At 71.8% G+C, this 25,387-nt stretch carries 22 protein-coding genes; 4 read left to right on the top strand and 18 right to left on the bottom strand.

Going from position 1 to position 25,387, the window contains the following annotated elements:
* Window positions 1-4: 4 nt before the first annotated feature.
* Complete coding sequence (locus tag NS184_RS14000; protein ID WP_058726718.1) at window positions 5-826, bottom strand: biotin--[acetyl-CoA-carboxylase] ligase; 822 nt, start codon at window positions 824-826, stop codon at window positions 5-7.
* 73 nt (window positions 827-899) lie between these two features.
* Here NS184_RS14000 and NS184_RS13995 point away from each other — a divergent pair, with 73 nt between their 5' ends.
* A complete protein-coding gene (locus tag NS184_RS13995; protein WP_058726717.1) occupies window positions 900-2,495 on the top strand; it encodes an acyl-CoA carboxylase subunit beta in 1,596 nt (531 codons plus the stop codon).
* Window positions 2,492-2,803 (top strand): acyl-CoA carboxylase subunit epsilon, encoded by a 312-nt coding sequence (locus NS184_RS17510; protein WP_083513719.1) that lies wholly within the window; start codon window positions 2,492-2,494, stop codon window positions 2,801-2,803. The genes NS184_RS13995 and NS184_RS17510 overlap by 4 nt, the downstream gene beginning before the upstream one ends.
* A 744-nt stretch (window positions 2,804-3,547) precedes the next feature.
* On the opposite strand, the gene NS184_RS13985 is transcribed toward NS184_RS17510, so the two are convergent.
* From NS184_RS13985 to NS184_RS13965, 4 genes are all read right to left on the bottom strand, one after another.
* Window positions 3,548-4,624 carry a hypothetical protein gene (locus tag NS184_RS13985; protein WP_242863067.1) on the bottom strand — a complete coding sequence of 359 codons (1,077 nt, stop codon included), beginning with the start codon at window positions 4,622-4,624 and terminating at the stop codon, window positions 3,548-3,550.
* Complete coding sequence (locus NS184_RS13980) at window positions 4,594-5,844, bottom strand: sensor histidine kinase (protein ID WP_152998229.1); 1,251 nt, start codon at window positions 5,842-5,844, stop codon at window positions 4,594-4,596. Before NS184_RS13980 ends, NS184_RS13985 begins: the two co-directional genes overlap by 31 nt.
* 148 nt (window positions 5,845-5,992) lie before the next feature.
* Window positions 5,993-6,712 carry a response regulator transcription factor gene (locus tag NS184_RS13970; protein WP_193750482.1) on the bottom strand — a complete coding sequence of 240 codons (720 nt, stop codon included), beginning with the start codon at window positions 6,710-6,712 and terminating at the stop codon, window positions 5,993-5,995.
* Between the two features lie 114 nt (window positions 6,713-6,826).
* The gene (locus NS184_RS13965; protein ID WP_058726713.1) at window positions 6,827-8,086 is read right to left on the bottom strand and encodes a class I SAM-dependent RNA methyltransferase; all 1,260 of its coding nucleotides are present in this window, start codon (window positions 8,084-8,086) and stop codon (window positions 6,827-6,829) included.
* A 14-nt stretch (window positions 8,087-8,100) separates the two neighbouring features.
* Here NS184_RS13965 and NS184_RS13960 point away from each other — a divergent pair, with 14 nt between their 5' ends.
* Window positions 8,101-8,892, top strand: coding sequence for a Maf family protein (locus tag NS184_RS13960; protein WP_058726712.1), 792 nt, complete (start codon window positions 8,101-8,103; stop codon window positions 8,890-8,892).
* A 79-nt stretch (window positions 8,893-8,971) separates the two neighbouring features.
* Window positions 8,972-10,750, top strand: a complete 1,779-nt coding sequence (locus tag NS184_RS13955) for an acetyl/propionyl/methylcrotonyl-CoA carboxylase subunit alpha (RefSeq protein ID WP_058726711.1) — start codon at window positions 8,972-8,974, stop codon at window positions 10,748-10,750.
* Window positions 10,751-10,863: 113 nt separating this feature from the next.
* On the opposite strand, the gene NS184_RS13950 is transcribed toward NS184_RS13955, so the two are convergent.
* From NS184_RS13950 to NS184_RS13890, 13 genes are all read right to left on the bottom strand, one after another.
* The gene (locus NS184_RS13950; RefSeq protein WP_058726710.1) at window positions 10,864-11,799 is read right to left on the bottom strand and encodes a hypothetical protein; all 936 of its coding nucleotides are present in this window, start codon (window positions 11,797-11,799) and stop codon (window positions 10,864-10,866) included.
* A gap of 200 nt (window positions 11,800-11,999) precedes the next feature.
* Entirely contained in the window at window positions 12,000-13,664 is a 1,665-nt protein-coding gene (locus NS184_RS13945) for a phospho-sugar mutase (protein WP_058726709.1), read from the bottom strand.
* Entirely contained in the window at window positions 13,661-14,524 is an 864-nt protein-coding gene (locus NS184_RS13940) for a purine-nucleoside phosphorylase (protein ID WP_058726708.1), read from the bottom strand. Before NS184_RS13940 ends, NS184_RS13945 begins: the two co-directional genes overlap by 4 nt.
* A 232-nt stretch (window positions 14,525-14,756) precedes the next feature.
* A complete protein-coding gene (locus tag NS184_RS13935) occupies window positions 14,757-15,035 on the bottom strand; it encodes a PTS sugar transporter subunit IIB (protein ID WP_058726707.1) in 279 nt (92 codons plus the stop codon).
* Window positions 15,032-15,502, bottom strand: coding sequence for a PTS sugar transporter subunit IIA (locus NS184_RS13930; protein ID WP_058726706.1), 471 nt, complete (start codon window positions 15,500-15,502; stop codon window positions 15,032-15,034). Before NS184_RS13930 ends, NS184_RS13935 begins: the two co-directional genes overlap by 4 nt.
* A 3-nt stretch (window positions 15,503-15,505) precedes the next feature.
* Window positions 15,506-16,618, bottom strand: coding sequence for an adenosine deaminase (locus tag NS184_RS13925; protein ID WP_058726705.1), 1,113 nt, complete (start codon window positions 16,616-16,618; stop codon window positions 15,506-15,508).
* A gap of 121 nt (window positions 16,619-16,739) precedes the next feature.
* Window positions 16,740-18,038 (bottom strand): thymidine phosphorylase, encoded by a 1,299-nt coding sequence (locus NS184_RS13920; protein ID WP_058726704.1) that lies wholly within the window; start codon window positions 18,036-18,038, stop codon window positions 16,740-16,742.
* A gap of 5 nt (window positions 18,039-18,043) precedes the next feature.
* The gene (locus tag NS184_RS13915) at window positions 18,044-18,538 is read right to left on the bottom strand and encodes a cytidine deaminase (RefSeq protein ID WP_083513717.1); all 495 of its coding nucleotides are present in this window, start codon (window positions 18,536-18,538) and stop codon (window positions 18,044-18,046) included.
* A 19-nt stretch (window positions 18,539-18,557) separates the two neighbouring features.
* The gene (locus NS184_RS13910) at window positions 18,558-19,850 is read right to left on the bottom strand and encodes an ABC transporter permease (protein WP_430733547.1); all 1,293 of its coding nucleotides are present in this window, start codon (window positions 19,848-19,850) and stop codon (window positions 18,558-18,560) included.
* The gene (locus NS184_RS13905) at window positions 19,847-21,247 is read right to left on the bottom strand and encodes an ABC transporter permease (protein ID WP_430733546.1); all 1,401 of its coding nucleotides are present in this window, start codon (window positions 21,245-21,247) and stop codon (window positions 19,847-19,849) included. The genes NS184_RS13910 and NS184_RS13905 overlap by 4 nt, the downstream gene beginning before the upstream one ends.
* Window positions 21,244-22,764 carry an ABC transporter ATP-binding protein gene (locus NS184_RS13900; RefSeq protein ID WP_058726703.1) on the bottom strand — a complete coding sequence of 507 codons (1,521 nt, stop codon included), beginning with the start codon at window positions 22,762-22,764 and terminating at the stop codon, window positions 21,244-21,246. The genes NS184_RS13905 and NS184_RS13900 overlap by 4 nt, the downstream gene beginning before the upstream one ends.
* Window positions 22,765-22,841: 77 nt before the next feature.
* Window positions 22,842-23,915, bottom strand: coding sequence for a BMP family lipoprotein (locus NS184_RS13895; protein WP_058726702.1), 1,074 nt, complete (start codon window positions 23,913-23,915; stop codon window positions 22,842-22,844).
* A 197-nt stretch (window positions 23,916-24,112) separates the two neighbouring features.
* Window positions 24,113-25,228, bottom strand: coding sequence for a mannose-1-phosphate guanylyltransferase (locus NS184_RS13890; RefSeq protein WP_058726701.1), 1,116 nt, complete (start codon window positions 25,226-25,228; stop codon window positions 24,113-24,115).
* Window positions 25,229-25,387 lie beyond the last annotated feature (159 nt).

Here is a 25,387-nt window from a genome sequence, read left to right as displayed (position 1 = left end):
GCCCTCATGCATAGCGCAGGTGCGTGACGTCGCCGACCGCGACGCCCCTGGTCGCACCGTCCCGGTGCCGGATCGTGATGCGGCCGTCGTCGTCGATGCCGACGGCGTCCGCCTCCTCGGCGGTGCCGTCGGGCAGCTCCAGCCGGATGCGTCGACCGATCGTGCCGCACGCGGCGCGGACGTCGGCCCGGACCGCCTCGGCTGCCGCACCGCCCGTCGCCAGGGCGACCACCGCCTCCAGGACGGCCGCCCGGAAGTCCGCGAGGACCGCGTCGGCGAGTTCCGGTGCGGTGCCGCGGGCTCCCGCCACCGCCAGCGAGGTCGCGGTGGGCGTCGGCAGCGCGTCGGCCGGGATCGTGAGGTTCACGCCGGCACCGACGACGACGCTGCCGTCGGCCGCGACCTGGCAGAGGATGCCGCACACCTTGCGCTCGTCGACGTGCACGTCGTTCGGCCACTTCACCTCGACGACCGGCCTGGAGGCACGGCCCGGCCCCGCCCCGCCGCCCAGGCGGGCGGACACCGCGTCCCGCATCGCACGTCCCGCGACGAGCGGCAACCAGCCGCGCGAGCGGTCGTCGAGGTCGGCGCGGACGAGCAGGCTCGCCGCGAGCGTCTGCCCGGCGGGCGCCGACCAGGAGCGGTCGAGTCGGCCGCGCCCGGCGGTCTGGTCGAGGGTGGCCACCACGCTGCCGTGCGGCAGGTCAGCGGCGGCGGCGAGGAGGTCCGCGTTCGTCGAGCCGGTCGTCGCCGGCACGACGAGGGTGGCCCCGCCGGCCTCGACCTGGGAGCGGGTGACCGGGAACGACGACGCGGGTGTGGACATGCACGCAATCTACGGCCAGGAACCGTGGACGACCTCCAACCGTGGGCGTGGGGCCCGCCGGTATGGTGAGCGGGTGACTCAAGGTGACACCCCCGATCTCTCGACGACCGCCGGCCGGCTCGCCGACCTCCGCGACCGGTACCACGAAGCCGTGACCGCCGCGGGCGAGGCCGCCATCGCGAAGCAGCACGCGAAGGGCAAGGGCACCGCCCGGGAGCGCATCGAGCAGCTCCTCGACGACAACTCCTTCGTGGAGTTCGACGAGTTCGTCCGGCACCGCACCACCGCGTTCGGCATGGACGCCAAGCGGCCGTACGGCGACGCCGTCGTCACGGGTGTCGGCACGATCCACGGCCGGAGCGTCGCGGTCTACGCGCAGGACTTCACCGTCTTCGGCGGTTCGCTCGGCGAGGTCGCCGGCGAGAAGATCATCAAGGTCATGGAGCACGCGCTGAAGACCGGCGTGCCGATCATCGGCATCCTCGACTCCGGCGGCGCCCGCATCCAGGAGGGCGTGGTCGCGCTCGGCAAGTACGGCGAGATCTTCCGCCTGAACACCCAGGCGTCCGGGGTCATCCCGCAGATCTCGATCGTGATGGGTCCGGCGGCGGGCGGTGCGGTGTACTCCCCCGCCCTGACCGACTTCGTGATCATGGTCGACAAGACCAGCCACATGTTCGTCACCGGGCCGGACGTCATCAAGACCGTCACGGGCGAGGACGTCGGCTTCGAGGAGCTCGGTGGCGCGCAGACGCACAACGCGGTCTCGGGCGTCGCGCACTACCTCGCCGAGGACGAGTCCGACGCGCTCGACTACGCGCGTTCGCTCGTCGGCTTCCTCCCGGACAACAACCTCTCCGACCCGCCCGCGTACGACGTGGCGCCGGAGCTCGAGACGACCGACGCCGACCACGAGCTCGACGTCGTCATCCCCGACTCGACGAACCAGCCGTACGACGTCACGACGATCATCGAGCACGTCGTCGACGACGGCGAGTTCCTCGAGGTGCAGCCACTGTTCGCGCCCAACATCCTCATCGGCTTCGGCCGGGTCGAGGGTCGCACGGTCGGCATCATCGCGAACCAGCCGCAGGCGATGGCCGGCACGCTGAACATCGACGCCGGCGAGAAGGCTGCGCGCTTCGTCCGGTTCTGCGACGCGTTCGGGATCCCGATCCTGACGCTCGTCGACGTGCCCGGCTACCTGCCCGGCACCGACCAGGAGTGGACCGGCGTCATCCGCCGCGGCGCGAAGCTGCTGTACGCGTACGCCGAGGCCACCGTGCCGCTCGTGACCGTCATCACGCGCAAAGCGTACGGGGGCGCCTACATCGTCATGGGGTCGAAGCAGCTCGGCGCGGACATCAACCTGGCGTGGCCGACCGCCGAGATCGCGGTGATGGGCGGCCAGGGCGCCGTCAACATCCTCTACCGCTCGGAGATCAAGCGTGCGGAGGAGGCCGGCGAGGACGTCGCCGCGGTGCGCACGAAGCTCGCGAACGAGTACACCTACAACGTCGCGTCCCCGTACCTGGCGGCCGAGCGCGGGGAGCTCGACGGCATCATCCAGCCGCACGCCACGCGCGTCTCGGTGGTGAAGGCGCTGCGGGCCCTCCGCGGCAAGCGCGCCTCGCTCCCGCCCAAGAAGCACGGGAACATCCCACTGTGAACCATCCGGTCGACCCGTCCGGCACGGGAACATCACAGCCGCGCCGGGTGACGCCGGGCAAGCACGCAGCCGCCGTCCCGACCGACGCCCCCGCGGCGGTCGCGGACGTGCGGGTGGTGTCGGGCGAGCCGACCCCCGAGGAGCTCGCGGCGGTCGTCGCCGTGCTGCAACGTCAGGCCGACGAGGTCGCCGCAGCCGGTCGGGCCGAGGTCACCGCTTCGCCGCGCGCCGGCTGGGACGCCTCCACCCGCGGACTCCGCCGGCCGCTCGAGCACGGCCCCGGCGCCTGGGGTCGTTCGCTCCGCTGACCACTCCGCGCGGCGGGTCTTGTGCTGCGGGGGGAAGCGAGCGAGCATGTACCCCGGACACGGGGGCTGCGGGGCCCGTTGCAGGCTGCACTTCCCGAACGGTCTCCCCTCGTCCGGGGGACATGTTTTCTGGCAGTCGGCAGAATTGGTCGAATTTGTCCCCCATAATGACGACTGACATCCATTGTCGGAGTCGGCATCATGGTCTGTGTTCGGTGTCCTTCACAGAAGAACATCGCTGGACGGTGGCCGACTAGGGTACGACGCCACCGCCCGCTGCGAGTCAGGGCGATATTCGGGTTGTCGCTCAGACTCGGGTCGTGAACGGGCCGGTCGGACACCGACCGGCCCGTTCCCCGTTCCCGGGTGCCCGTCCGCCGCGAGCCGCCCGCGCGCCGCTGCTCCGACCCTGTTCGCGCGGCCGTGCCCCTTCCGCGCCTCCCTGCCTCCGCCGCACGTACCTGGCATTTCCGCACGTACCTGGCACTTCCGGGCGAGCCTGGCTGTCCGTTCCCGCCTGGTATGCGCGTTCCCGCTTCGCATTGCAGACGCAATGGGAAGGAACGGACGACGTCGAGCTCGATTCCGTCACTTCGCGCCGGTGACGTCGCCCACCCGCCCACGAGCGGCGCGACGCAAGACCAACCCAGCCCTCTGGGCGTCCGATGCTGACCCGGCACGGCCCTGTGGGCACAGGGCCCGCGGCCGGGACCGGCGCGCCGCGTTCGTTCCGCCTGACCTCCCTCAGACGACCACGTGCCGCGGGATCTCCATCCAGAGCGCCACCGAGTCGTCCTCGTCGCCGTCCTCGTCGTCGAGGTCCGCTCCGAGCGCGGCGGACTCGCTCGCGGCGGAGTCGAGTCGGAGACCGACGACCGTGACCGCGGTGTCCGCACCCTCGGCGACGGTCCGCACGATGACGTTGTCGGCGCCGCGCGCCTGTCGCAACGCGTCCGCGACCTGCGCGTGGATGCGTCGGATGTCGTCGGCCTCGAGGTCGTCGAGCCCGCCGTCGTCGTGCAGCTGCACGGTCGCTCCGGACCGGCGCAGGCGCATGACCTCCGCGCGCACGTCGTCGGAGAGCAGCGACCGACCGCGGATCTCGTCGCGGATCGCCTGTTCCAGGTGCAGGCACTCGTCGCGCTCGGCCTCGGACAACTCGCCGTGCGCATCGACGATCCGCTGCAGCACCGGGAGCGCCATGCGCGTCGTCTGGCTGAGTCGGAACTGGCGCTCGAACACGTGGGCGTCCTGAGCGGCCTGCCAGTCCTCGGTCTCCTGCTCGGCCCGCGTGAACTCCCGGCGGACCCGGGTCGCCCGGTTCATCGCGCTCGAGAAGACCGCGGCGATCGCGACCCAGCCGAGGCTGGCCGCCACTCCGAGCTGACCGAGCGAACCCAGCCCCGCCCACGCGACGGTGTGCACGGTCAGGAACCCGACGCCGACCCAGGCGAACGGGCCGCGACCACGGACGACGAGGACGACCATGAGCGTGCCGACGGCCGCGACCCACCACGTCGAGGCGCCCGGGCCGGAGGGGACCGCCACGACCGGCGCGGCGACGACCGGCACGACCACGGCGGTCGCGAGCGAGAAGCACGCCGCCCAGACCGGCAGGACGCGGCCGGGCGCGAACAGCGCGACCCCGGTCGCCGCCGCGTAGAGGAGCATGCAGGCGATCATCGGCGCGACGTCGTGCACGCGCGGCAAGGTCGTCGCTGCGAGGACGAGGTGGTAGAGCGAGAAGAGCGCGGCGAGGCCGATCGCGACGCCGGTGGGCAGCGAGACCTTCACGACGACTCCCCCGTCCCCGGCGCCCACGCCAGGCGGACGATGGTGCCGCCGCCCGGTTCGGAGACGACCTCGGCGGTGCCGTCGACCGCTTCGACGCGTTCGATGATCGACCGACGCACACCGAGCCGCTCGGCAGGGATCCCGGCCGGGTCGAACCCGGCCCCGTCGTCCGCGACCTCGATGTGCACACCCGCACCGCGCTGTTCGACGACGATCCAACGGTCCACGCCAGCACCGCCGGCGTGCTGCACGGAGTTCACCGCGGCCTGCAGCGCGGCGGACGCCAGCGCGTCGGCCACGACGGCGGGCAGCGGGACCGGGTCGACCCGTCGCTCCACGAGCCGGACCGGCGCGGCGAGGGCGGACACGGCGCTGCAGATGCGTGCGCGGAGGTCGACGAGGGACACCGGAGCGGCGGCGCCCGGGGTGTCGGCGGCCGCGGCCGCGAGGTGGTCGATGGCGTTCCGCGCCATCCGTGCCGCCAGGGCCTTCGCGTCGACGGTCTCCGCCCGCGCGGCCGAGAGCAGTGTGGTGAGCACGCTGTCGTGCACGATCGCGTCGACCTGCACCCGCTCGACCTCGGTCGCGTGCTCGCGGATCGCGGCCGAGTACCGCCGGACCGCCGTGGCCTGCGCCGCGTCGACCGCGGTGGCCGCCCGGCGCAGCACGACCGCGATGACGAGCACAGCGCCGCTGAGGATGGCCGTGTAGACGCCGTCGAGCAGGGCGTTCGTGACCCCGACGCCGCCGCCGGTCGGGAGCAGCCGGATGACCACGAAGACCGCCGGCGCGAGCGCCGTGTACACGGTCGCGCGCCACGGGGCGAAGCCCATCGCGGCTGCGGTCGACCCGATCGTGATGAACCACCACGGCCACGGGTGCTGGGTCGGCGGGATCGTCTCCTGGACGGTGAGCGGCCACGTGACGAGCGCCACCAGGAAGACCAGCGCACAGGCGATCTGCGCGGGCTGGGCGAGCCGTGGCAGGAACGCGGCGATCCCGACGAACGCGAACGACGCCGCGAGCGCGACGATCGTCAGCAGTCCCCACACCGGGTGCAAGTAGGGCAGCTGCGCGAGCACCAGCGGTGCGTCGACCACGCCGAGGCCCACCGCGCCCATCGCGAGGAGGATGGTGAACGCACGCTCCACCGACGCCTGTGTGATGGTCGCGCGGACGTTCCGCGACGGGTCGGCCCCGAACGGCGTCCCCCCGGCAGCGGCCGGCGCCGACGCTCCGGGCGTCATCGGCGAGCCACCGCCGGACACCCCGGCCGCACCGGACGCCCGGACGCCGCGGTCGGACCGGACGGCCCGGACGCGCCCGACGCGCCGGCGCCGGACGCCGAGCCGGACCTGAGCGTCGACCCCGCCCCGGACGCGACCGTCATCGGGGTCAGCGGCCGTCGGCGTCGGGGTCGATCCCCGAGTCGAGGCCGGGCAGGATGCCGTCCTCGACCGCGCGGCGGAGGAGGTCGACCTTGGTCGGTGCGGGTCGGCCCACCTCGACGTACTTCACGCGGATGCGGTCGAGGTACTCGCGCGCTGTCGAGTAGCCGATGCCGAGCTGCTGCGCGGCGAGCTTGAGCGGGAGGCCGGACGCGTAGAGGTGCAGGATCTCGCGTTCGCGTCGCCCGAGCTGCGCCTTCGCGAAGTCTCGGTCGGCGTCGATCGCGCTCGCCCACTCGAGGTTGTTCAGCACGTCCCCGCGGGCCACGGTCGCCACGGCGGCCATGACGGTCTTCGTCGCGGACGACTTCGGGATCACGCCGGCGGCGCCGGCGGCGAGCGCCTCACGCACGTTCGCGACGCGGTCCGCGATCGAGTGCACGAGCACGGCCGAACCGGTCCCCTGCACCCCCTTGACGTTCTCGGTCACGGTCGATCCGTCGCCGAGCGACAGGTCGAGCACGACGACGTCGACCTCGCGGTCACCGAGCTCCCGGATGTACTCGGGCACGCTCGCTGCCGTGAGGACGACCTCGAAGCCCTCGTTCTGGCACGCGGCCTGGATGCCGAGCCGCACGGACTCGTGGTCGTCGACGATCGCGACGCGGACCGGCCCGGTCTGCACGCCGCCGGTCGTCCCGGTGGTTGGTGTCGTTGCTGCTGCCACGGTGGCCTCTCGTTCCGATGCGCGGCCCGGCCCCTGAAACCGGGTCGTCATCACCGGGCAAGGATACCCAGGTCCGACCCAGGTTCGGCGCGCTGACCGCGGGACGCGCCGGTGTCAGGCGACGGGCACCAGGCGGGCGACGGCCTCCAGGTGGTGGGTGTGGGGGAAGAGGTCGAACGCACGGAGCGCCTCGAGCCGGTAGCCGAGGTCCGCGAACGTCGCGACGTCGCGGGCCAGCGCCACGGGGTCGCAGGCGACGTACACGACCTGCGCGGGCTGCAGCGCCGCGATCTGCACCGCGACCTCGCGGCCGGCGCCGGACCGCGGCGGGTCGAGGACCACGGTGCCGGCGCGGAGACGGGCGCGTTCCGGCTGCGAGGCACCGGCGGCGGTCCGGGCGAGCCAGCGGTCGACGCGGCCGGTCTCCGCGCGGGCGCCGATCCACTCGGCGAGGTTCTCCTGCGCGTGCTCGGTCGCACGCTCGGACCCCTCCACGCTGGTGAGCTTGGCGCGCGGCCCGACGAGGTCCCCGAGCGCCGCTGCGAGCAGCCCGACCCCGCCGTAGAGGTCGAGGTGCTGCCCCTCGGGGTCGAGGCGGTCCCGGTCGACGAGGTCCTGCACGGCCGCGGTCAGGACCGCCGGGGCCTGCCGGTGCACCTGCCAGAAGCCGTTGTCGTCCACGGCGAACGTGCGCTCCCCGACGGTCTCGGTGACGACCGTCGGTGACTGCGTGTCGATCACGAGCCGCGCGCCCTCGGAGTCGGAGGGCGCGAGGACGTCGATCACGGACGCGCCCGGCATCGACCCGCGGCCGAGCGGGGCACTCTCCTGCACCGCCGCGGTCGCGAGCGGCAGCGACGTCACCGGGACGACGGTGTGCGAGCGTGCGGCGAAGGGCCCAGGGGTGCCGTCCGCGTCGACGTGCAGGCGGACGCGGGTGCGCCAACCGGTGCCGTTCACCGCGTCGTCGCCGGGGACCGCCTCGACCGCGACGTCGTGCCCGAGCACCTCGGCGAGGTCGGTCCGGGCGAACCGCGCGAACGCGTCGACGAGGACGTCCTGCTTGAGCCGGCGCTGGTGCGCGAGGGCGATGTGGCCGAACTCCGCACCACCGGCACGGGCAGCGGGGTCGCGATCGAGCGCGGCCTCGGGCCAGACGTGCTCGACGCGGTGCTCGCTCGGCTGCTCCACCGAGACGGTGTCGGCGCGCCAGAAGGACTTCTTGCGGTCCTCGGTCACGCGTGCGGTGACACGTTCGCCCGGGATCGCGTCCGAGACGAACACCACGCGTCCCTCGTGCCGTGCCACCGAGATGCCGCCGTGGGCGATCCCGGTGACGTCGAGTTCGAGCAGCGTTCCGACGGATTCACCCATGGTTCGATGTTCCCATGCGTCTGTACCTCGCGAGTACCTCCCCCGCCCGCCGCGCCCTGCTCGCCCAGACCGGCATCGAGCCCGTGCTCGTGGCGCCGGGGGTCGACGAGGACGCCGCGGTCGCCGCGCACGAGGCCACCCTCGGACGGCAGCTGTCCGGGCCGGAGCTCGTCTCGCTGCTCGCGGTCGCGAAGGCCTCGGCCGTCGCGGACGCGGAGGTCGCCGGGCGCCCGGTCGACGGGTTCGTGTTCGGCGGCGACTCCGCCTTCGAGGTCGACGGCACGCTCTACGGCAAGCCCCACGACCCGGCGGTCGCGCGGGAGCGGTGGCGGCAGATGCTCGCGGTGGGCGGTGGGACGCTGTGGAGCGGGCACTGCGTGCTGGACCGCCGTGCGGACCGCACCACGGCCCTGGGGGCGACCGCGTCCGGGCCGGGAGGCGCGGGGCGGGACCGCACCGTGCCTCCCGTCCGACCGCTGCCCACCTCCCCGGCCGGTGACGGCCTGATCGGTGACGCCGCGCCCGGCGGGTCCGCGATGGTCGCCGACGGCGACCGCGTCGTCGCGGTCGACAGCGCGGTGCTGACCTTCGCCGACGACGTGTCGGACGACGAGATCGACGCGTACGTCGCGAGCGGGGAACCGCTCGAGGTCGCCGGGGCCTTCACGATCGACGGTCGGGCGGCCGCGTACATCACCCGGATCGACGGTGCGCCGTCGGCGGTCGTCGGCCTGTCGCTGCCGGTGCTGCGCTCGATGCTGCTGCGCGGGTTCGGCGCGACGTGGCACGACCTGTGGTCGATGTAGACATCCACACTTCTTCCCGCCGGTTCTTTGTGGACGCCGGTCAATTCGGGCTGCGGCAGCACGAATACGCTGACTTACCATGCCCCGTATCAGCAAGGTCCTCATCGCGAACCGCGGCGAGATCGCCGTCCGCATCATCCGCGCGGCCCGCGACGCAGGCAAGGCATCGGTCGCTGTCTACGCCGACCAGGACCGTGACGCCCTCCACGCCCGTCTCGCCGACGAGGCGTACGCGCTGAACGGCACCACGAGCGCCGAGACCTACCTCGTCATCGACAAGATCATCTCCGTCGCTCGCCGGTCCGGCGCGGACGCGGTCCACCCGGGGTACGGGTTCCTCGCGGAGAACGCCGACTTCGCCCGTGCCGTGATCGACGCCGGGCTGACCTGGATCGGACCGTCGCCGGAGTCGATCGAGCGCCTCGGTGACAAGGTCTCCGCCCGCCACGTGGCCGAGAAGGTCGGCGCACCGCTCGCACCCGGCACCATCGAGCCCGTGCAGGACGTGTCCGAGGTCTTCGACTTCGTCGACCAGGTCGGACTGCCCGTCGCGATCAAGGCGGCCTTCGGCGGCGGCGGCCGCGGGCTCAAGGTCGTGCGAGACCGTTCGTCGGTCGAGGAACTCTTCGAATCGGCCACGCGTGAGGCCATCGCAGCGTTCGGTCGCGGCGAGTGCTTCGTGGAGAAGTACCTCGACAAGCCGCGCCACGTCGAGACCCAGTGCCTCGCGGACCAGCACGGCAACGTCGTCATCGTCTCCACGCGCGACTGCTCGCTGCAGCGCCGCCACCAGAAGCTCGTGGAGGAGGCCCCCGCGCCGTACCTGACGGACGACCAGCAGGAGCGCCTCTACGAGTCGTCCAAGGCGATCCTGCGCGAGGTCGGCTACGTCGGCGCCGGCACCTGCGAGTTCCTCATCGGGGCCGACGGCACCGTGTCGTTCCTCGAGGTCAACACGCGCCTGCAGGTCGAGCACTGCGTCTCCGAGGAGGTCACGGGCATCGACCTCGTGCGCGAGCAGTTCCGCATCGCCGAGGGCGGCGTGCTCGACTACGAGGACCCTGCGCCGAAGGGCCACTCGTTCGAGTTCCGCATCAACGGCGAGGACGCCGGCCGGAACTTCTTCCCCGCGCCCGGCCCGGTGCACGCCTTCAACGCGCCGTCCGGCCCCGGCGTCCGCGTCGACTCCGGCGTCGTGTCCGGCGACGTCGTGTCCGGCTCGTTCGACTCGATGCTCGCGAAGCTGATCGTGACCGGCGCCACGCGTGCCGAGGCGCTCGAGCGGTCCCGTCGTGCCCTCGCGGAGTTCGAGGTCACCGGCCTGCCGACCGTGCTCCCGTTCCACCGCGCCGTCGTGTCGGACCCGGCCTTCGCCACGGACGACGAGACGCCCTTCAGCATCTACACGCAGTGGATCGAGTCCGACTTCGTCAACGACATCCCGGCGTGGAGCGGTGCGACCGAGGAGCTGCCCGCTCCGACGCCGCGCGACACCGTCGTGGTCGAGGTGCAGGGCAAGCGCATCGAGGTCACCATGCCGTCGATCGTCGGCGGTGGCGCTGCCGGTGCCGCCGGTCGTCGCCCCGCGGGGCCGTCCGCTCCCCCGAAGCGTCGGTCGTCCGGCGTCCGCGGCGGGCTCGCTTCGTCGGGCTCGGTGACGTCGCCCATGCAGGCGACCGTGGTGAAGGTCGCGGTCGCCGAGGGTGACACCGTGGTGAAGGGCGACCTGCTCGTCGTGCTCGAGGCCATGAAGATGGAGCAGCCCGTGCAGGCGAGCCGCGACGGAGTCGTGAAGTCGCTCAACGCCCCCGTCGGCCAGACGATCTCGTCCGGCCACGTGCTGCTCGAGCTCGCGTAGGGCGGGCGCGCTCGCGGCGCGTGCCGCGAGCCGCGAGCCGCGTTGAACCACGAAAACGACGTCGAACCAGCTCCCCGAGTCGGTTCGACGTCGTTTTCGTAGTTCGTCAGTGGTCACCACGGCAGCGTCGCCGTGATGCCCCGAGCAACAGGCAAGCCTGTTGCCGAAAGCATCGTCGGGAGTCGACCGCCGGGCATGACGTCGCGCCAGACGGGCCGCACGACGTGGCGGACGTCGGGCACCGCGCGGAGGCGGTCCTCGCGCAGCTTCTCGTCGATGACGACTTCTTCCGCCGAACGGCCGGAGCGGTGGGATGCGTCGCGGTACTTCACCAGACCGTCGAACTCCACGACGACGCCGTGGTCCGGGAACCAGAAGTCGACGCGACCGATCAATCCGGCCTGGTCGCGGAAGGCCTGTTGCTGCACGGGAGCAGGCAAGCCGAGGTCGTGCATGGCCAGGTGGGTGATGCTCTCCCCCGCGGACTCGGACAACGGTGATGCGAGCTTGAGCACGTCGCGGAGCCGACGACTCGCCCGCACGTTCGGCCGGGCGGCAGCTCGCCCGGCGAGCAGTTCCTCCGGCCAGCCGCGGCGGAGGACCGCGTCGGCCACCATGAGAGCGCGTCCACGGTCGTACCGCAGTGCGACGTCGACTGCCGTCGTGGCGGGGTCGGTGACGTCCACGCCGTCCACGGAGACGGTGTCGAGCTCGCGACCTGTCGTTGCGACCTTGTCAGCGAACCGGGTGCGCTGCGCCGTGGCCCGGCCGGGAACGAGCAGAGTGACACGGTCGGGTACCGGCCGGATCCAAGGGAGCCGATGAACGATGACCGCTGATGCATGCGACACGATGCTGCCAGGCGACCGGAGCTGGACGGCCGCGGCGCGCGCGATGTGCTGTTCCCACGTCGTCGCAGTCTCCCACTCCGCCCGGGTCACGAAGACGCCGTGGGCCACGCGGAGCAGCGCACCGCTCCGCACGTCACGCTGCTGCTTCCTCGCCGCGGCGGGATCGGGATGAGCAACGATGAGGTGCGGGACGGACATCTGGTCATCGTGCGCGCGGGTTCGCTCTGGAGCGCCGTCAGCTTCGGCCGTGTGGACGACACGCGGCTGCGATCGCATGTGCAGGAGTCGCGTCGAACCACGAGTGCGACATCGAACCAGCACCTCCTGCTGGTTCGATGTCGTTTCCGCGGATCGATGCGGTAACTGCACCATCTCCCCGCGCGCGAGGCGCGCCGGCGCTACGACACGAGGGGGCGGACGGCGGTGGCGAGGGCGTCGACGAGGCCCTGAGCCTCGGCGGACGTCCCCGCGACCGTGTCGATGTAGACCTTGACCTTCGGCTCGGTCCCGCTCGGCCGGACGATCACGCGGGCGTCGCCCTCGAGGTCGTACCGCAGGATGTCCGACGGCGGGAACCCGTCGGCCCCGTCTGCGTAGTCCGTCACCGACCGCACGGCCACCGGACCGAGCGACGACGGCGGGTCGGCCCGGAGCGCGGCCATGATCTCGCCGATGCGCGCGAGGTCGTCCACCCGTGTCGCCACCTGCCCGGACGCGAACGCGCCGAACTCGGCGGCGAAGGCCTCGAGGCGGTCGGCGATGGTCTGACCGTCGGCCGCGAGCGTCGTTGCGAGGTCCAGCAGCGCCAGGGCCGCGGAGATGCCGTCCTTGTCACGGACGACATCGGGGTCGACGAGGTACCCGAGCGCCTCCTCGTAGCCGAACACCAGGTCCGGCACGCGCGACACCCACTTGAAGCCGGTCAGCGTGTCGCGGTACCCCAGACCGTGCCGTTCCGCGACACGAGCCAGTGCGGGCGAGGACACGATGGAGGCAGCGAGCGTGCCACCCCGTCGGTCGGAGGCCGCGCGGGCAGCGGCCTGCCACCCGAGGAGCCATCCCACCTCGTTGCCGGAGAGCCGTCGGAAGGAGCCCGCACCGTCCGGGATCGCGAGCGCGAGGCGGTCGGCATCGGGGTCGTTCGCGATCACCAGGTCGGCACCAGCCGCAAGGCCGCGTGCGATCGCGAGGTCCATCGCGCCCGGTTCCTCCGGGTTCGGGAACGACACCGTCGGGAAGGCGCCGTCCGGCTGGATCTGCTCCGGGACGGTGTCCGGGACCGCGTACCCGGCCCGCTCGAACACGGCACGTGCGGTCTCCCACCCGACGCCGTGCATCGCCGTGTACACGACGGTCGGCTGGTCCGGCGCGGGGAGCGCCGGCGCAGGTACGGTGGCGGCCGTCGCGGCGACGTAGGCCTCGAGGAGGTCCGGGCCCGCCACGGTGTAGTCCGTCGCCCGGGGGAGGTCGACGATCGACCCGGCCGCGACGGCGTCGATGGCTGCGGCGATGGTCGCGTCGACCGGGGGGACGATCTGCGAGCCCTCGTCGCCCTCGCCGAGGTACACCTTGTAGCCGTTGTCACGCGGAGGGTTGTGGCTCGCGGTGACCATCACACCCGCACCGACCCCGAGGTGCCGGACGGCGAACGCCAGCACCGGGGTGGGCAGCGCGGACGGCAGCAGGGTGACGTCGAGCCCGAGCCCGCGCATGACCTCGGCGGAGTCGCGGGCGAAGACGTCGGAGTTGACGCGCCCGTCGTACCCGATGACGACGCTCCGGGACCGACCGGAGTCGATGAGGAAGCGGGCCAGTCCCGCGGCGGCCTGCGTCACCACGACACGGTTCATCCGCAACGGGCCGTACCCGAGCTCGGCGCGCAGTCCTGCGGTGCCGAACGCCAGACGACCGGCGAAACGCGCGGCGAGCTCCTGCACGGCAGGCCCGTCCCCGCTCGCCGCTGCCGCGACGGCGGCGTCGAGCTCGGCACGGGTCTCGTCGTCGGGGTCCTGCGCGGACCAGGCACGCCCGGCGGCGACGACCGCGTCGACGTCGAGCTTCACAGTGCGGATCCCTCGGCGGCCTCCGGCGACGACCCGATCGCCGCCACCACGCGGGCGAGCAGGTCGGCGATGCGCGGTTCGGCCTCGCGGCCGGCCTCGAGCACCTCGGCGTGCGACAGCGGCGTCTTCTGGATGCCCGCCGCGAGGTTCGTGATGAGCGAGAACCCGAGGACCTCCATGCCCGCCTGCCGTGCGGCGATGGCCTCGAGCGCGGTGGACATGCCCACGATGTGCCCGCCGATGGTCTTCGCCATCTGCACCTCGGCCGGGGTCTCGTAGTGCGGGCCGCGGAACTGCGTGTAGACGCCTTCGTCCAGCGAGGGGTCCACGCCGCGTGCGACGGCGCGGAGTCGTGCCGAGTAGAGATCGGTGAGGTCGACGAAGGTCGCGCCCTCGAGCGGGCTGTCGGCGGTCAGGTTGATGTGGTCGCTGATGAGGACCGGCGTGCCCGGCGTCCAGTGCTCCTTGATGCCACCGGCCCCGTTCGTGAGGATCATCACCGCGGCGCCCGTCGCCGCGGCGGTGCGGACGCTGTGCACGACGCGGCGGACGCCGTGGCCCTCGTAGTAGTGCGTCCGGGCACCGATCACGAGGGCGTGGCGACCGTCCGGCAGGGCGATGGAGCGCACCGTGCCGGAGTGTCCGGGGACGGCCGAGGCGCTGAAGCCGGGGACCTCCGACGCGGGGATCTCGGAGACCGTCTCGCCGATGATGTCGGCGGCCTTGCCCCATCCGGATCCGAGGGTCAGGGCGATGTCGTGCCGCTCGATCCCCGACTTCGACGCGATGACGTCGGCGGCGGCGCGTGCGACCTCGAACGGGTCGGCGGCGGGGTCGTTCAGCGGGTTGTCCGTGCTCATGCACCGATCCTAGGGCGCGCCGACGGCACCCCCGCAGCGCACACGCGCGACCGCACGCCCGCACGCCCGCACCACACACGCGCGACCGCACGCCCGCAGCGCACACGCGCGACCGCACCACACACGCGCGACCGCACGCCCGCACCACACACGCGCGACCGCACGCCCGCACCGCACAGCACCGCACACACGCGACCGCACCGCACGCGCGACCGCACCACCCACGCGCGGCTCAGTGCTCGCCGAGCGCCCGGTCCACCGCCGCCGTGATCTCGCCCTGGTCGAAGTGGTTCCGGATCACGATGACCTCTGCGTAGGTGTCCCCGATCGCCTCGACGAACTCCTGGCTCGTCAGGATGACGTTCGCATCCTCCGCGACGTCACGGACCGAGGCGACGTCCGCGGCCACCACGGCGGCGCTCAGCCCGAGCGACGCCAGCGCCTTCTCGGCGTTGACCTTGAGGATCCCGCTCGATCCGATGCCGGCGCCGCAGATCGTCACGATCTTCACGACGCGCCCCCCGCAGCACCGGAGGACGCGACCCCGAGGATCGCCCGGATCTCGTCCGCCGTTCCCGCAGCCTCCAACCGCGACGTCACGGTGTCGTCGTTGAAGGTGTTCGCGATCTCACCGATCGACTCCAGGTGCGTCCCGACCTCGGCGACGGCGAGCCCGAGCACGACCCGTACGGGGTCGTTGTGCGGGTGCCCGAACGCCACCGGCGACGCGAGCGTGACGAGCGCGAGGCCGTCCCGGACCACCGACGAGCCCGGTCGGGCGTGCGCGAACGCGAGCCCCGGTGAGATGACGATGTACGGGCCGTGCTCCTCGACCATCTCGATCATGGCGTCGGTGTACGGCTCGGTGGTGGCGCCGGAGGCGACGAGGGCGTCCCCGGTCAGCCGGAGTGCTTCGCGCCACGACGACGCGGTGGCGCCGAGCACGACGGCGGCGTCCGGCAGCGGTGGGAGCGGCACGTCCTAGGCCTCCTGGTGTCCTGCGGTGATGGTGGCGATGATCTCCTCGCGGTCCTCGAGCGGGAGGAACGAGCCCAGGGCGGCGTTGATCTGGAACGCGGCGAGGTCGTCGAGGTCGTAGCCGAACGTCCCGGCGAGGAGCGCGAGCTCCTTCGAGAGCGAGGTGTCGCTCATGAGGCGGTTGTCGGTGTTCACCGTCACGCGGAACCCGAGCTGGTACAGCACGTCGAACGGGTGGTCGGCGAGGCCGTCGCCCCACGCTGCGATCGCACCGGTCTGCAGGTTCGACGAGGGCGCGACCTCGAGCGGGATCTCGCGGTCGCGCACCCACGACGCGATCTCACCGAGGGACGCGAGGGTCGACCCGTCGCCGGCGTCGGACAGGGAGATGTCCTCGAAGATCCGGACGCCGTGTCCGAGGCGGAGCGCACGACCGTCGACGAGGGCCGACCGGATCGAGGCGAGCCCGTCGGCCTCGCCCGCGTGGACCGTGACCGGGAAGAGCTGCGCGGCCAGCCAGTCGAACGCGGCCCGGTGGTTCGCGGGCGGGAACCCGGCCTCGGCGCCGGCGATGTCGAAGCCGACGACGCCGCGGTCGCGGTGGCGGACGGCGAGTTCGGCGATCTCCTGCGCGCGGTCGGCGTGCCGCATCGCGGTGACGAGCTGGCCGACGCGGATCGAGCCGCCGGCGGCGTCGACGGCCTCTTCGATGCCGGCCTGCACGGCCTCCACCGTCTGGTCGAGCGTCAGCCCACCCTGCAGGTGCTGCTCGGGTGCCCAGCGGACCTCACCGTAGACGACGCCGTCGGCGACGAGGTCCTCGACGAACTCCTTGGCGACCCGGTGCAGCTGCGGAGCGGTCTGCATCACCGAGGTGGTGACGTCGAACGTCTTGAGGTACTCCACGAGCGAGCCCGAGTTGGACTGGTCGGCGAACCACTGCCCGAGCGCCGCGGGATCGGTGGTCGGCAGGTCGACACCGGCCGACGACGCGAGGTCGACGATCGTCGCCGGCCGCAGCCCCCCGTCGAGGTGGTCGTGCAGCGACACCTTGGGCAGGTCGTTGATGACCGCTCCGGCGTCGGGCAGGCGGTAGGTCGTGGCGTCGGCGCTCATGCACTCCAGGCTATCGGTGGTCACCGACCGCGCGCCGTCACCTGTGCACAACAGACGGACGGCCGGACTGGAGGCTCCCCACACGGAGCGCAGGAACGCGCGAGCAGCGACACGGGCAGGATCACCCCGCGATGCGCTCCCGCACGATCGGCCCGCGGACCGCCGCAGCGGCGTCGGACGAACCGATCGACCACGCGCCCTCGAGCGACTCGAGCGCCCGGTCGAACCGCTCCGGCTCGTCGGTGTGCAGCGTCCAGAGCGGCTGCCCGGCGGTCACGGTGTCGCCCGGCTTGACGTGCAGCTCGATGCCGGCGCCCGCCTGCACCGGGTCCTGCGCGCGCGCACGACCGGCGCCCAGACGCCACGCCGCGACGCCGAACGGCAGCGCCTCCTGCGAGTCGAGCACGCCCGAGGACGGCGCGGTGACGACGTGCTGCTCGCGAGCGACGGGGAGCGCCGCGGACGGATCGCCGCCCTGCGCCTCCACCATGCGGCGCCAGGTGTCCATCGCGCGGCCGTCGGCGAGGGCCGCGGTCGGGTCGGCGTCCGGCAGCCCGGCCAGCGTGAGCATCTCGGTCGCCAGCGCGACGGTGAGCTCGACGACGTCGGCCGGGCCGCCGCCCGCCAGCACCTCGACGGATTCTCGGACCTCGAGCGCGTTGCCGATGGTCAGCCCGAGCGGGACCTCCATGTCGGTCAGGAGCGCCGAGGTCTTCACCCCGGCGTCGTTCCCGAGGTCGACCATCGTCCGCGCGAGCTCGCGCGAGGCCTCGTACGAGGGCATGAACGCGCCGGACCCGAACTTCACGTCGAGCACGAGCGCGCCGGTGCCCTCGGCGATCTTCTTCGACATGATGCTCGACGCGATGAGCGGGATGCACTCGACGGTGCCGGTGATGTCCCGGAGTGCGTAGAGCTTCTTGTCCGCGGGGGCGAGCCCGGACCCGGCTGCGCAGATCACCGCGCCGACGTCGGACAGGATCGACAGCATGCGGTCGTTCGACAACGACGCTTGCCAGCCGGGGATCGACTCGAGCTTGTCGAGCGTCCCCCCGGTGTGGCCGAGCCCACGGCCGGACAGCTGCGGCACCGCGACGCCGAACGAGGCGACGAGCGGCGCGAGCGGGAGCGTGATCTTGTCGCCGACCCCGCCGGTGGAGTGCTTGTCGACGGTGGTCTTGCCGAGGGCGTCGAACGACATCCGCTCCCCCGAGGCGATCATCGCGAGCGTGAGGTCCTTGATCTCCCGCCGCTCCATGCCGTTCAGGAAGATCGCCATCGCGAGTGCCGCCATCTGCGGGTCCTCGACGTAGCCGCGCGTGTACGCGTCGACCAGCCAGTCGATCTCGGCGGTGGCGAGGGCACCGCCGGAGCGCTTCGTGCGGATGAGGTCGACGGTGTCGAAGGGCTCGACGGCCATGTGGATCAGTGCTCCTGCTGGTAGGTGACGAGGGTGCGGGGCCCGAAGGCGTCCGGCAGGACCTCGTCGATGGTGCGGATGCCGGAGACGGTCTCGAGGAGCATCCCCTCGGCGGAGTGCTCGAACAGCAGCTGCCGGCAGCGGCCGCACGGCATCAGGGTCGCGCCGTCGCCGTCGACGCACGTGAAGGCGACGAGCTTGCCGCCGCCGGTCATGTGCAGCTGCGAGACGAGCGAGCACTCCGCGCAGAGCGTCACACCGTACGACGCGTTCTCGACGTTGCAGCCGGAGACGACGCGGCCGTCGTCGGTGAGCGCCGCGGCCCCCACCGGGAAGGACGAGTACGGCGCGTACGCGTGCCGCATCGCGGCCGTGGCCGCGTCCCGCAGGACGCTCCAGTCGACGTCGGCGGACGGGGCGCCGGCCTGGAGGCCCGTGGCGGCGTCCGCCCCGTCGGCCGGGGTGACCGCCTGGTCGCCGGAGGGGTTCGTGTCGGTCATGTGCCGTGCCTCCAGTCCGTCAGCTCTTGATGTAGGGCTTGCCGGCCGCGGCGGGGCCGCGCACCTGCCCGACCAGGCCGGCGACCGCGAGGATCGTGACCACGTACGGCAACATGAGCAGGAACTCGCTCGGGACGGGCGACCCCTGCACGACGCTCAGTGCGTTCTGCAGGTTCGACGCGAAGCCGAACAGCAGGGCCGCGAGGGTCGCGCGGATCGGGTCCCAGCGGCCGAAGATGACGGCGGCGAGGGCGATGTAGCCGGCGCCGGCGGTCATGTCCTTCGTGAAGCCGCCCACGGCGTCGAGCGTGAAGTAGGCACCGCCGAGGCCGGCGATGGCTCCGGCGAGCGACACGTTCCAGAACCGGGTGCGGTTCACGTTGATGCCGACCGTGTCCGCTGCCTGCGGGTGCTCCCCGACCGAGCGGAGGCGGAGGCCCCAGCGGGTCTTGAACAGGCAGAACGTGACGACCGCCACCGCGACGTACGCCAGGTACACCACGACGGTCTGCTCGAAGAAGATCGGGCCGATGATCGGGATCTGGTGCAGCAGCGGGATCTCGAGCTTCGGGAACCGCAGACCCACGTTGAGCGTCGACTCGTTCGGCGACAGCACCTGCGAGTACAGGAATCCGGTCAGGCCGGAGACGAACGCGTTGATGACGACGCCGACGATGACCTGGTCGACGAGGTACTTGATGCTGAACGCCGCGAGGATGAACGACACCAGGACGCCCGCGACGACCGCGCCGACGAGGCCCGCCCAGGGCGTACCCGTGACGGACGCGACGAGGGCCGAGGTGAACGCGCCGGCGAGGAACTGGCCCTCGATCGCGATGTTGACGACGCCGACCCGCTCGGAGATGACGCCGCCGAGGGCACCGAACACGAGCGGGACGCTGAGTCCGAGCGCGCCGACCAGCATGCCCGGGATCGTGATCGAGTCACCCGCGACCGCCCAGGCGAGGAAGCCCACGACGAACACGATCGCGAACAGCGCGGTCACCCAGAGGCGGACCCGACGGTTCGCGCGCGTCTCGACGACCGCGTAGACGGTGGCCAGCGCGAGGAGCACGATGACGACGATCCCGGTCGCCGTGGACGGCAGCGGCAGGTTCGGCAGGGCGAAGAAGTCACCCGTGGACGACAGGCGGAAGGTCGCCGTGCCCGGCCGGTGCGCGAGGCCGAAGAGCAGCAACGCGATCACGGTGAACACGCCGTACCCGATCGCGGTCTTCCAGCTGCGGGTGGTCTCGAGGTCGCGGCCCTGGGCGGGCAGTGCGGGGACCGCGGTGGGGGTCATGGTGCTCACGCGGCGACCGCCTTCTTGCTCTGCTTGGTGCGGGTTCGGCGGCGGGCGCCCGGCTGCGGGATCCGGAAGATCGCGCGGACGAGCGGCGGGGCCGCGATGAACAGGACGATGAGGGCCTGGATGACCCCGACGATGTCGATCGGGATGCCGTTCGCGGCCTGCATCGCGTAGCCGCCGTTCTTCAGCACGCCGAAGAGGATCGCGGCCCAGAACACGCCCCACGGCTTCGAACGCCCGAGGAGCGCGACCGTGATGGCGTCGAAGCCGATGCCGGCGTCGATGTTCGAGGTGAAGCCGCTCGTCACCGCGCCCTGCACCTGGTACGCACCCGCGATGCCGACGAGGGCACCCGAGATGAGCATGACCCAGATGGTCAGCGACGGGACACTCATGCCGGCGACCCGGGCGGCACGGGGGTTCTCGCCGATCGTGCGGAACCGGAAGCCGAGCGACGACTTGTTCAGCAGCCACCACACCACGACGACGGCGATGATCGCCACGACGAACCCGAGGTCGATGCCGTACCGCGGGCCGAACAGCTGCGGCAGCACCGAGCTGTCCTTCATGGCGGGCGAGATCGGGTTCGGGCTGCCGTTCGCCTGCAGCAGCCCCGGCGTGCGCAGCATGTAGCTGACGAGGTAGAGCCCGACGTAGTTGAGCATGATCGTGAGGACGACCTCGTTGGCGCCGGTGCGGGCCTTGAGGAGGCCGACGATCCCGCCCCAGACCGCACCGCCCACGATGCCGGCGATGATCGTCAGCGGGATGTGCACGATCGCGGGGAGGTCGAACGAGAACCCGACCCAGCCGGCCGCCGCGGCGCCCATGAGGATCTGCCCCTGGCCGCCGATGTTGAACAGGCCGGCGCGGAACGAGACCGCGATGCCGAGGCCGGCGGCGACGAGCGGCACGGCGTAGTCGAGCGACCGCGTGATAGGGACGATCGCCTGCGCGAAGGAGCTCGCCCCGAAGTTGACGACCGAGCCCTGGAACAGCGAGGCGTAGGCTCCGCCGACCGAGGAGCCGATCGCCTGGAACGTGTCCGACGGCCGGGCGAAGAAGTACCCGGCGGCCGCACGGACGTTCTCGTCCGTGACGGCGATGAGGACGCCGCACGCCACGAGGGCGAGCACGACGGCGAGGACGGTGACGAGCACCGACCCGTTGACGATGCCCTGGAGCGCGGTGCTCCACCGGTCGCCGCCGGCGCGACGCTCGGAGTCGGCCGCCGAGTCCGTCATGAGGTGGGGCGTCGCAGCCTCCTCCTGCAGACGGTCGTCGGTGACCGGGGTCTGCTCGGGCTGCGTGCTGCTCGCGCTGGTGTCGGGCTGCGTGCTGCTCGCGCTGGTGTCGGGCTGCGTGCTGCGCGCGCTGTTCTCGGGTGGCGTGGTGCTCACGCTGCCAGCTCCGTTCCTTCGGGCAGTTCGCCTGCCATCATGAGGCCGAGGACGTCTCGGGGGGTGTCCGCGGGGACGATGCCGACGATCGCGCCGCGGTACATCACGGCGATGCGGTCGGCGAGCGCCACGACCTCGTCGAGCTCCGTGGAGACGACGATGACCGGGACACCGGTGTCGCGCGTGGCGACGATGCGCTTGTGCACGAACTCGATCGAGCCGACGTCGATGCCGCGCGTGGGCTGCGCCGCCACGAACAGTCGGAGCTCGCGGCTGAGTTCGCGCGCGAGGACGATCTTCTGCTGGTTGCCGCCGGAGAGCCGACCGGCCGCGGTGGTGCGGGACGGCGTCCGGATGTCGAACTCGGCGATCTTCTCGTCGGCGAAGGCGTCACGCTCTGCGCTGCGGATCGTGCCGGCCCGGACGAACTCGGTGTGGTCGGCGCGGTCGAGCATGAGGTTCTCGGCGATGGTGAACTCGCCGACGAGCCCGTCCTCCTTGCGGTCCTCGGGCACGAAGCCGACGCCCGCGTCGAGGATCTGCTTCACGGTGCGGCCGGTGATCTCGGCGCCGTCGAGCGTCACGTGCCCGGCGTGCACCGGCTCGAGGCCGAGGAGCGCCTCGGTGAGCTCGGTCTGCCCGTTGCCCTGGACCCCTGCGATCGCGAGGATCTCGCCGCGGCGGACGGTGAAGGACACGTCGTCGACGAGCACGACACCCGACGGATCGGTGACCGTCAGGTGGTCGACGACCAGGGCGTCCTCGCCACCGTCCGCCGGCGTCTTGTCGACGACGAGCGAGACGGCACGTCCGACCATGAGGGCGGCGAGCTCGTTGTTCGTCGCGGTGGGCGAGGCCTCGCCGACGACCCTGCCGAGCCGGATGACGGTGATGCGGTCGGCGACCTCGCGCACCTCGCGGAGCTTGTGCGTGATGAACACGATCGCGGTGCCGGCCGCGCGGAGCTGGCGCATGATGGCCATCAGCTCGTCGGTCTCCTGCGGGGTGAGCACGGCGGTCGGCTCGTCGAACACGAGCACCTTCGCATCACGGGACAGCGCCTTGATGATCTCGACGCGCTGCTGCACGCCGACGGGGAGGTCCTCGACCTTGGCGTCCGGGTCGACGTCGAAGCCGAACCGGTCGGAGATCTCCTTGACCCGGGCCCGGGCACCGGCGAGGTCGAGGCGACCGCCGAGGGTGGTCTGCTCCTGACCGAGCATGACGTTCTCGGCGACGGTGAAGACGGGGACGAGCATGAAGTGCTGGTGCACCATGCCGATGCCGGCGCGCATGGCGTCGCCGGGGCCGTCGAAGTCCTGGACGACGTCGTCCAGGAGGATGTCGCCCTCGTCGGCCTGGTAGAGGCCGTACAGGACGTTCATCAGGGTGGACTTGCCGGCGCCGTTCTCACCGAGGAGGCAGTGGACCTCTCCCGGCTCGACGGTGAGCGAGATGTGGTCGTTGGCGACCAGCGATCCGAACCGCTTGGTGATGCCGCGGAGTTCGAGCTTCATGTCTGTGCTGCGCAGTTCCTCGTGTCGGGGCACGGGAATGCGGGCGAGGGATTCCTCCCCCGCCCGCATCCGTGGTGTTACTTGACGGTCGCTTCGGTCTTGACCGTGATCGAGCCGTCGATGATGCCGGACTTGATCTTGTCGAGCTCGCCCTCGAGGCCGCTGTCGACCTTGGAGGCGTAGTCGTGGAACGGGGCGATGCCGACGCCCTCGTTCTTCAGCGTGCCGACGTACGGCGTGTTCGAGTAGTCGCCCTTTGCGGCCTGCTCGACGACGTCGCGGGTCGCGGGACGCATGCCCTTCTCGACGGACGTGAACGCGATGTCCTTGTAGCGGGGGTCGGCCTCGTAGAGGTCGCTGTCCGCACCGATCAGGACGGAGCCGTTGTTCGCGTCCTTGATGGCCTCGGCCGCCGACTGGTAGATCGGGCCACCGACGGGCAGGATGACGTCGGCGTCCTGGTCGAGGAGCGTCTGCGCGACGGCCTTGGCCTGGGTGCCGGCCTCGAAGCCACCGGTGAAGGAGCCCTTCTGGCTGTCGACGTCCCAGCCGACGACCTTGACGTCCTTCTTCTTCTGCTCGTTGTAGTACTTCACGCCGTCCGCGAAGCCGTCCATGAAGATGGTGACGGTCGGGATCTGCATGCCGCCGAAGGTGCCGACGACGCCGGACTTCGAGTACGACGCGGCCGCGTAGCCGGCGAGGAACGCCGCCTGCGAGGTGTCGAAGGTGATGGGCTTGACGTTCTTCGCCTTGATCGAGTTGTCGTCGATGATCGCGAAGTCGGTGTCGGGGTTCGCAGCGGCCTGCTTCTTCGTGGCGTCGGCGAGGTTGAAGCCGACGGTGACGATGAGCTTGCAGTTCTGGTTGATCAGCTGCTCGATGTTCGAGTCGTAGACCGTCGAGTCCTTCGACTCGGCGGACTTGTAGGTCGCGCCGAGTTCCTTGGCTGCGTCCTGCAGGCCCTCGTAGCCGAGCTGGTTGAAGGACTTGTCGTCGAAGCCGCCGGAGTCGGAGACCATGCAGGGACGGAAGTCGGTCTTCTTGGCCGAGGCATTGTCGGACGGGGCGGCGGAGCAGCCGGCGAGGACGGCGACGGTGCCGACGAGTGCGAGGCCGCTGAGCGCGATCTTTCGGGTGCGGGATGACACTTGGGTGATTCCTCCGGGGGCGTTGGCCCGGAGCTGTGGTTCCGGGCGATCGTGGCGACAGTACACGACAGTCCGACCGGTACAGAACCCCCTGCTGACGGGCTCGCGATCGGTTACGGGATCGCGATCAGGCGGAAACGTGCCCGTAACGCGACGCCAGTGTTCACGTGCCGTCAAACGCTTTTCGTGATGGAGCGCTACAGGACGTCGCCGCGGCCGCTGATCTTCAGTGCGTCCACCACACCCTTGACCCGCTGGGCGTTCGCGCTGGTGGTCACGAGGAGGGCGTCGGGGGTGTCCACGACGACGATGTCCTCGACCCCGATGAGCGAGATCAGCCGCTGGCTGTGCGACACCACGATGCCGCTCGACGAGTCCGCCAGGATGCGGGCGCCGTCCCCGAGCACGGCGAGGTTGTTCGCCCGTCCGCCCGACTGCAGCTTCGCGAGCGACGCGAAGTCGCCGACGTCGTCCCAGTCGAAGTCCCCGGGCACGACGGCCATCCGACCGGCGGCCGCGGCGGGTTCCGCCACGGTGTAGTCGATCGCGATCTTCTCGAGCCCCGGCCACACGGCGTCGACGACCGCGCCACGCGACGACGTGTCCCAGGCGTCGGCGAGCTCCTCGATGCCGGCGAGCAGGTCGGGCTTCGTCCGGCCGATCTCGGCGAGCAGCACGTCCGCACGTGCGATGAACATGCCGGCGTTCCAGAGGTACGTGCCCTGCTCGAGGTAGGAGCGGGCGGTGTCGAGGTCGGGCTTCTCGACGAACGACCGCACCGCGTGTGCGGTCGGGGCGCCGTCGATCCCGATGGTGTCGCCGTGGGCGTGGATGTAGCCGAACCCGATCGCCGGCTCGGTCGGCGTGATGCCGATGGTCGTGACGTACCCGGCTCGAGCCGCGGCGACGGCCTCGCGAACCGAGCGTCGGAACCCGCGGGCGTCCCCGATCACGTGGTCGGCGGCGAACGACCCGACGACGACGTCGGGCTCGCGACGGCGCAGGATCGCCGCGGCGAGACCGATCGCAGCGGTGGAGTCCTTCGGCTCGCTCTCGAGCACGACGTTGTGGTCCGCGACACCGGGCAGCTGCGACTCGACCGCGGCACGGTGCGCGCGCCCGGTGACGACCATGATCCGCTGGTCGCCGGCGAGCGGCGCCAGTCGGTCCCACGTCTGCCGCAGCAGCGACGTCCCGGACCCGGTCAGGTCGTGCAGGAACTTCGGCGCGTCCGCACGCGACAGGGGCCAGAGCCGCGAGCCGATGCCGCCGGCGGGGATGATCGCGTAGAAGTCGCTGAGCTCGTCGGTCACCCGCTCACCGTACCGGTCCGCCGCGGCGGTCCCTGGGCGACGACCGCACGTTTCCCGCATGCGCGCTCCCGCAACACGGCACGACCTGTTCACCCCCGCCGTGCCCATCGTTCACGCGGCCCCCACCGCCCCGTCACGGCGCACCCGGAGCATGGGTCG

The organism is Curtobacterium luteum (assembly GCF_001475545.1).
GTDB lineage: Bacteria > Actinomycetota > Actinomycetes > Actinomycetales > Microbacteriaceae > Curtobacterium > Curtobacterium luteum_A.
The sequence above is the reverse complement of the archived record's forward strand: the minus strand, read 5'-3'. Positions and strand labels throughout refer to the sequence as shown.